Consider the following 7,189-nt stretch of genomic DNA (forward strand, 5'->3'; position numbering starts at 1 on the left):
CGGTCGTTCAGGTATCCAAGATCACATCTTCGCGCTGGATCGACACCGTCTTCCGGCACGCCCTGACGGTGCGGCGAAGGCGGACATTTTGCCCAACCTTCATCGCGCGCGGGAGTGCCGGACGGGCGTTCAGGCGCCGGTGTGCTCGGCCGCCCGCCGAGCGCGTTCACGCCGGTAGGACTCCGCGCGGGCGAGGTAGTCCCGGTGTTCCAGCTCGGGGTCCGGCGGCAGGTCCGGCTCGTCGGTGGTGGCGAAGAACTGGACCAGGGCCTCGTTCGAGTCCACGGCCAGATCTCCGGAGCGGGCGAACATGCCCGACTCGTGGCGGGCGACGGCCTCGTCCAGGGTGGCGGCCGGGTCGGGGCCGACCGCGCGGCTGACGGCGTGCGCGAGTTCCGCGCCGTCCAGCATCGCGAGATTGGCGCCGTGGCCGCCGAAGGGCGCCATCAGGTGGGCCGCGTCGCCGATCAGGGTGACGCCGGGGACGTGTTCCCAGGTGAGCGGCGCGGGCAGCGCCCAGAAGGCCCGCGGCACGTAGTCGCCGTCATTGCGGACGATCAGCGCGCGCATGGCCTGCGACCAATGCCCGAACTCCCGTACGAGATGGGCGCGGACGCTCTCCCGGTCGGTGAGGTCCACGCCCGCTCCGACATGCCAGTCCGGTGCGGCCCGGAACGCGATGTAACCGCGGACCACGCCGTCGCCGTTGCGCTGGAGGATCACCGCGCGGCCGTCGTTGTCGTTGGCGAACATGTGGCCGGCGCCGACGATCTCGGCGACCTCGGGGTGGCGCGAGTCGACCTCGTCGTACCGGGCGTCCAGGAAGCAGACTCCGAGGTGCCGCGGGGTGGCGTCGCTGACGAGGGGACGGACCTTGGACCACGCCCCGTCGGCGCCGATCACCAGGTCGGCCTCCGCGCCGGTGCCGTCCGCGAACTCCATGCGGTGGCGGCCGTCGCCGAGCGGGGTCACGCCGACGAGCCGGTGGCCCCAGCGGACGGTGCCGGGCCGCAGGTGGTCGTGGATCATGCGGCGCAGCCGGCCGCGGTCGATCTCCGGCGCGGCCACGTCGCCGGGCCGGGGGGTGAACTCCGCCAGCACCGTGCCGTGGTGGTCGCGGCGGGTACTGGCCTGCCCCTCCGGCCGGGCCTCCGCCATGAAGGTGTCCAGCAGCCCGGCGTCCTCGAGGGCGATCTGTCCGGAGTCGGCGTGCAGGTCGAGCGTGCCGCCGGTGTCGCGGGAGTCCACGGCGCAGTCGGCGTCGTACACGGTGACCTCGATGCCGTGCCCTTGCAGGACGCGGGCACAGGTCAGTCCGGCGGGCCCGCCGCCGATCACGCAGATCCGGGGTGTGCTGTTCGTCATCGGGACCTCTTCCTCGGGTGGCGCGGGTCGCGAACGCGTCGCGACAGCACCCTCCTGGGTGCAACCGCTAAAAAAGCGTAACAGGTCAACTTTCTAATCGAGTCCACGAACGGGGTAGAGTGTCGGCGTGACCGAGATGGGGCGCCGAGAGCGCAAGAAGGCAGCCACCCGCCAGGCCCTCGCGGACGCGGCACTGCGCCTGTTCTCCGAGCGGGGCTACGACGAGGTCGGGGTGCGCGAGATCGCCGACGCGGCCGACGTCTCCGTGACGACGCTGTTCAAGCACTTCCCCGACGGCAAGGAGGCGCTGGTCTTCGACCAGGACGTGGACCGGGAGGCGGCCCTGGTCGCGGCGGTCCGCGAGCGTCCCGCCGGGCAGTCCGTACCGCGGGCCCTGCACCGGATGCTGCTGGGCGAGCATTCCCGGCGGGTCCACGCCGACCCCCGGTTCGACGACTTCCTGCGCCTGGTCGACACCACTCCGGCGCTGCGCGAGTACGCCCGCAGGATGTGGCTGCGGCACGAGCACGCGCTGGCCGCGGCGATCGCCGAGGACGCCGGGCTGCCCGCCGACGATCCCGGCTGCCGGGCGCTGGCCCACTTCGCGCTGGAGGCGCCCGTGCTGGTCCGCGGCTCCCGCGACCCCGACGCCGCCCTCGGCCGGGTCTTCGACCTGCTCGCCGACGGCTGGACCGGCGAGCGCGCCGACTGACCCGGCGGCGGCCGGGCGGGGGACGCAGACCGGGCGGGCGCGGCGAGCGCGGCCTAGGTTGGGGGCAGGGCACCGGCGGCAGCGGGCACGAGGAGCGGCGAGATGGCGGCACCAGTGGATCACGCGGCCCTGTTCGCGGCCGTACCGACTCCGTGCCTGGTGCTGGGCCCGGATCTGGTGATCGTGGACGTCAACCGCGCCTATCTGGAGGCCACCGGCCGCACACGGGACGACCTGGTGGGCCAGCATATCTTCCAGGCGTTCCCGGAGAACCCCGACGATCCGGAATCCGACGGCGTGCGGAACATGAACGCCTCCCTGCACCGGGTGCTGGCCACCCGCAGATCCGACACGATGCCGCTCCAGAAGTACGACATCCCCGCCCCGCACCGGCCCGGCATGTTCGAGGAGCGCTGGTGGTCCCCGGTGAACACCCCGGTGTGCGGCCCGGACGGAGAGGTGGCGTGGATCATCCACCGGGGCGAGGACGTGACCGCGTTCGTCAAGGCCCGCCGGGCCGCCGATCCCGCGGGCGCCCGAGTGCCCCGGAGCCCGGCGGCGGCCGAGTCGCTGGAGGCGGAGCTGTACGCGCGGGCGCGGGAACTCCAGCGGCTGAACGAGGAGCTGCGCCAGGCCCACACCCGCGAACGCGAGGTCGCCGTCACCTTGCAGGAGGCCATGCTGCGCACCCCCGATCTGGCCCATCACACCGAGGACGTGGTGGTGCGCTACCAGCCGGCGGTGGGGTCCCTGAACGTGTGCGGCGACTGGTACGACGTCGTGGACATCCCCCCGGACCAGCTGGCGCTGGCGGTGGGCGACGTCATCGGCCACGGCCTCCAGGCCGCCGCGGTCATGGGCATGCTGCGCAGCGCCCTGTCGGCGGCCGTGCGTGCCCTGCCGCGCCCCGCGCAGGCGCTGGAGGTGCTGGGGCTGTACGCCCGGTCGATCGACGACGCCCTGGGCACGACCGCGGTCAAGACCATCGTGGACCGGCGGAGCCGGCTGATCACCTACAGCAGCGCCGGGCACCCGCCCCCGGTGCTGGTGAAGGGTGACGGCACGACCGAGCTGCTGGACCAGGCGACCGACCCGCCGCTGGGCGCGCGCCCGCAGCATGTGCCCCGCCCGCAGGCCAGCCTCCCGTACAAGCAGGGCGACACGCTGGTGCTCTACACCGACGGGCTGATCGAGCGCCGCGACGAGGACATCGACACCGGTCTGAACCGGCTGAGGGATGTCCTCGCCGAGTGCGGCCGTCTCGGGCCCGAGCGGCTGGCCGACACCGTGCTGGCCCGGCTCGGCGTGGCCGGCGGCGGCCGGGACGACGTCGCCCTCGTTGTCGTACGGCTCTAGTCCGGGCGACACCCCCTGCTCAGAAGTACCCCTCCTGCGCGGAGAAGCCCCGCTCCCGCGCTCCCGGCAGCGGGCCCGTTCCCGCACACTCCGCCGTCTTTGGGAGGCGGCGGACCGCGTAGATCGTGGTGTCGTCGGCCAGCCGGCGCCCGCTGTGCCGGAGCACGCCGTCACGGACGCGGCGGACCAGGGGGCCGGGCGCGGCGCAGTCCGGATCGGCGGCGACCGCGGCGGCGACATCGCCGTACAGGTCGTAGAACTCGCCCTTGCGGTCACGGGCCTCGGTCACCCCGTCGGTGACCAGCAGCAGCGTCTCCTCCGGCGCGAGCGGTACCCGGTGGGTCGGCGGCAGCCCGCCGACGAGATCGCCGAGGCCGAGCGGCACCCCGTCCCCCGCGGGCAGCTCGCGTACCCCGTGCGGCCCGACCGCGAGCGGCGCCTCGTGCCCGAAGTCGACGACATCGACCGTTCCGGGTGTGTCCCTGGAGAAGGCGACGAGCACGGCCGTGGCGAACCGGTCGAGGTCCTCCCGGCCGACCGCGGCGGTGTGCACCCGGTGCCGCAGTATCCGGAGCTCCAGCCGCTCGGCGACCGTCCGGAGGTCGTTCTCGTGGTAAGCGCTCTCGCGGAAGCTGCCGAGCAGTGCGGCCGCCGCCTCCACCGCGCCGAGTCCCTTGCCCTGCACGTCGCCGACGAGGACACGGGTACCGTAGGGGCCGGGCTGGACGTCGTAGAAGTCACCCCCGACCTGCGCCTCGACGTCCGCGGCGAGATACACGCCGGCCTGCTCCAGACCGGCCCAGCGTTCGGGCAGCGGGCGCGGTACGGCACGTACCGTGGTCTCCGCGATGTCCTGCATGCGCAGCATGCGCCGCTGCTGCCGCACCCGCAGCGCCGCCGCCAGGGCGGCCAGCACACCGCCGAGCGCGACCAGCAGGAAGTCGGGCAGGCCCGCCTCGTACCGCCGGGGCCAGGCGTTGTCGACGAGGACGTACGTGACGAGGGACGCCACGGCGAAACCGGCCGTGGCCCCCACCCCGCAGACCGCGGCGGCCAGAGCGGGCACCAGGACGATCCAGGAGATGATCCGGAACTCGGCGCCGGTGTTGAAGTCCAGCGTCACGATGCAGACGATCAGCAGCGCCGGCAGCAGCCAGGCGTAGCCGCGCGCACCGCCTTCCTGCGGGCGGCCCCGCTCGTGCCTCGTCACCCTCGTGGCGGCCGCGTCTCCATGTTCCACAGCGAAACATGGGCCGACCCGCCCCGCATGCCAGCCCGCCTCACCGGTGATCGCGCGCTTCCGGGGAGCGGGAGTGGATGTACGGGAGGCGGGACGATGCCTTGCCTTCAGCGGCCGTTCTCATCCCGGCGTCACGCCGCGGTCGCCCGGCGGAGTGCCACGCGGCCCGCTGGACCGCGACGGGGCTCCGGGCGAGGCGGGCGTTCCTTGCTGGACATGCTCGGACTGGAGGGGACGGGCAGGGGGCGTTCGAGCGGCGGTGACACCCCGCCCCCGACCGTGGCCTACGACCTGGGCAGCGGAGGAAGCGCCGGTCGCGCCGCGGCGTCCGGCTGGCGCCTCGGCAGGGGGCTTGTCGAGAGGGCGGGCAACGCCATCGCGCCTATGACGTGGTCGAGTTCACGCAGTATGCTCGTCGCCGCGTCCCGCACGCGCGCGGGTACATCACCACGCTCCGCGACAAGTTGATGGTAGATCGGAGCGTCCTGGAACATGTGGTCCCTTCCTAGTGATCATGACTGGTACGGGCGCCGAGTCTAAGGGCTGTCCCGCGACGATCCGTCTTCCTGTCCTGATCTCGGCCTTCTTGGGCCGAAGCGCGCGCCCCGGCCGCGCGAGCGGATCCGCCTGAGCGGCTGGGACAAGGAACAACTCGCCCCGTTCTCCGTACTATCTGTGCTCCGGGGCACGTGATGGCAACCGCAAACCCAGGAGAGTGAGCTTCATGCCCGAAAGCACCGCCACCGCCTCCCGTTCCGAACTCGCTTCGCAGTACAGCGCCCAAGTGAGCAGGGACCTCGCCGTCAACGTCAAGGAGCAGGATCGCCTCCGCGAGGAAATCAGCACGCTCGAAGCCCAGTTGGATGAACTGCGACGCGACCACGCGGTACTGGTGAACGTGCAGCAGGCACTCGGCGGGCCGGCGGCGCCGGTCAAGCGGGAGCGGGCGCAGAAGTCCCCCACCCGAGCCGGACGCGCCAAGACCGAGAAGCCCGCCACCGACTCCCCCAAGGCATCCGCCAAGCGCACGCGCACCACCGCGAAGAAGCCCGCGCCCACCCTGGTCGAGCTCGTCCGCGACCATCTCGCCGAGCAGAGCGAACCCCGCTCCGCCGCGGAAGTCGCCCTCGCGATCGGCAAGTCGCACCCCGACCGCGCGCCCAAGGCCACCGCGGTGCGGACAACCCTCGAAAGCCTCGTCGCCAAGAACCTCGCCCAGCGCACCAAGCAGGGCTCCTCGGTCTTCTACGTCTCCTCCGACGCCCCGGAGCAGGACACCCCGGAGGGCAAGACGCCGACCTCCCAAGCCGGCTGACGGGATTCCGGCCGGCCGCGCCATGCGAAGTCGCCGGCACCGGCCATCGCCGCCGATCACGCTCCTGACCAGGCCGTTCGGGGCGGGAGGGGCCTGCGCGGAAGTCTCGTGCACATGCGGCCTTCGAGCGTCGCGTCGAATTCCCCCAAATCGGGCGAATAGCACGAAGGGGAAGTGGTTACTCCGCCAGGTGTCCCCCAGACAGAACGGAGACCGTCCATGGTGATCAAGAAGATGCACGACATGGGCATCCGCAGCGAGCACGCCTACATCGCCGGCCTGGCCTCGATCGGATTGAGCTTCGCCTCTTGGTGCACGAGCCTCAAGGCCGAGAAGGCCGGGGTCGAGCGCGCCGACCGGTGGGGCATCTTCGTCGGCGAATGGGCACCGACGTTCATCGGGCTCGGCCTTGCGCTCTCCCACTACGAACAGCAGGAAGGCACCCTCAGCGGCTCGCTGCACGCGGTGAGGAACGCCGCCTGAGGCGGGCGTCGCGAGCGCCCTCGTTTGAATCGGCCCACCGATGCATCAACCGCCGTCTCGTGGCAACCCAGGACAGTGATGATCCCGAGCAAGGCGGGCGGACGGACCCCATCCGGTCGGTCCGCTGCCCGCTTCCCAGAAGGAGATCGCTGTTGTCACAGGTAGAAGAGTCCATCGAGGTCCAGGTCCCGGTCCGCGCCGCCTACAACCAGTGGACCCAGTTCGCCGACTTCCCTCAGTTCATGGACGGTGTCGAACGCATCGAACAGCGTAGCGACACCCTCACCCACTGGGTGACCAAGATCGACGGCGTGCAGCGCGAGTTCGACGCGAAGATCACCGAGCAGATTCCCGACGAGCGCGTCGCCTGGACGACCGTCGACGGTGAGGCCCGGCAGGCCGGCGTCGTCACCTTCCACCGCCTGGACGAGGCCCGCACCAAGGTCATGCTCCAGCTGGAGTACGACCCGCAGGGCCTCGCGGAGACGGTGGGCGACAAGCTCGGCTTCGTCAAACGGCAGGCCACCGGTGATCTGAAGCGGTTCAAGCAGTTCATCGAGTCCCGCGGCGGTGTCGAGACCGGCGCTTGGCGCGGCGAGGTCTGACCCCGGACGACCGGCCGGGGGGGGGGGGGGGGGGGGGGGGGGGGGGGGAGGGGCGGGGGGGGGGGGGGGGGGGGGGGGGGGGGGGGGGGGGGGGGGGGAAGAAGGGAAGGGGA

The 7,189-nt window shown here is 72.2% G+C and carries 7 protein-coding genes; 5 read left to right on the forward strand and 2 right to left on the reverse strand.

The window, feature by feature from the left end:
• Positions 1–129: 129 nt before the first annotated feature.
• Positions 130–1,365, reverse strand: a complete 1,236-nt coding sequence (locus ACZ7EC_RS00930; protein WP_471055896.1) for an FAD-dependent oxidoreductase — start codon at positions 1,363–1,365, stop codon at positions 130–132.
• Between the two features lie 136 nt (positions 1,366–1,501).
• Between ACZ7EC_RS00930 and ACZ7EC_RS00935 the strand changes: the two genes are divergently transcribed.
• Together ACZ7EC_RS00935 and ACZ7EC_RS00940 are read left to right on the forward strand one after the other, a co-directional pair.
• Complete coding sequence (locus ACZ7EC_RS00935; RefSeq protein WP_471057767.1) at positions 1,502–2,077, forward strand: TetR/AcrR family transcriptional regulator; 576 nt, start codon at positions 1,502–1,504, stop codon at positions 2,075–2,077.
• A gap of 102 nt (positions 2,078–2,179) precedes the next feature.
• Complete coding sequence (locus ACZ7EC_RS00940) at positions 2,180–3,433, forward strand: PP2C family protein-serine/threonine phosphatase (RefSeq protein ID WP_471055900.1); 1,254 nt, start codon at positions 2,180–2,182, stop codon at positions 3,431–3,433.
• Positions 3,434–3,452: 19 nt separating this feature from the next.
• On the opposite strand, the gene ACZ7EC_RS00945 is transcribed toward ACZ7EC_RS00940, so the two are convergent.
• Positions 3,453–4,643, reverse strand: coding sequence for a PP2C family protein-serine/threonine phosphatase (locus ACZ7EC_RS00945; RefSeq protein ID WP_471057771.1), 1,191 nt, complete (start codon positions 4,641–4,643; stop codon positions 3,453–3,455).
• Between the two features lie 754 nt (positions 4,644–5,397).
• Here ACZ7EC_RS00945 and ACZ7EC_RS00950 point away from each other — a divergent pair.
• The 3 genes from ACZ7EC_RS00950 (at position 5,398) to ACZ7EC_RS00960 (ending at position 7,076) form a co-directional block, all read left to right on the forward strand.
• Complete coding sequence (locus ACZ7EC_RS00950) at positions 5,398–5,988, forward strand: hypothetical protein (protein WP_471055903.1); 591 nt, start codon at positions 5,398–5,400, stop codon at positions 5,986–5,988.
• Positions 5,989–6,207: 219 nt separating this feature from the next.
• Positions 6,208–6,471: a hypothetical protein gene (locus tag ACZ7EC_RS00955; RefSeq protein ID WP_471055906.1), complete on the forward strand. Its 264-nt coding sequence runs from the start codon at positions 6,208–6,210 to the stop codon at positions 6,469–6,471.
• Positions 6,472–6,623: 152 nt separating this feature from the next.
• On the forward strand, positions 6,624–7,076 hold the full coding sequence (locus ACZ7EC_RS00960) for an SRPBCC family protein (protein ID WP_471055909.1): 453 nt from the start codon (positions 6,624–6,626) through the stop codon (positions 7,074–7,076).
• Positions 7,077–7,189: the final 113 nt, after the last annotated feature.

The sequence above is a fragment of the Streptomyces sp. NPDC037203 genome (assembly GCF_055605065.1).

Coding starts and splice junctions, on each gene's coding strand:
- ACZ7EC_RS00935 (WP_471057767.1), top strand. CDS start 1,502: ATGGGGCGCCGAGAGCGCAAGAAGGCAGCCACCCGCCAGGCCCTCGCG.
- ACZ7EC_RS00955 (WP_471055906.1), top strand. CDS start 6,208: ATGGTGATCAAGAAGATGCACGACATGGGCATCCGCAGCGAGCACGCC.
- ACZ7EC_RS00940 (WP_471055900.1), top strand. CDS start 2,180: ATGGCGGCACCAGTGGATCACGCGGCCCTGTTCGCGGCCGTACCGACT.
- ACZ7EC_RS00950 (WP_471055903.1), top strand. CDS start 5,398: ATGCCCGAAAGCACCGCCACCGCCTCCCGTTCCGAACTCGCTTCGCAG.
- ACZ7EC_RS00930 (WP_471055896.1), bottom strand. CDS start 1,365: ATGACGAACAGCACACCCCGGATCTGCGTGATCGGCGGCGGGCCCGCC.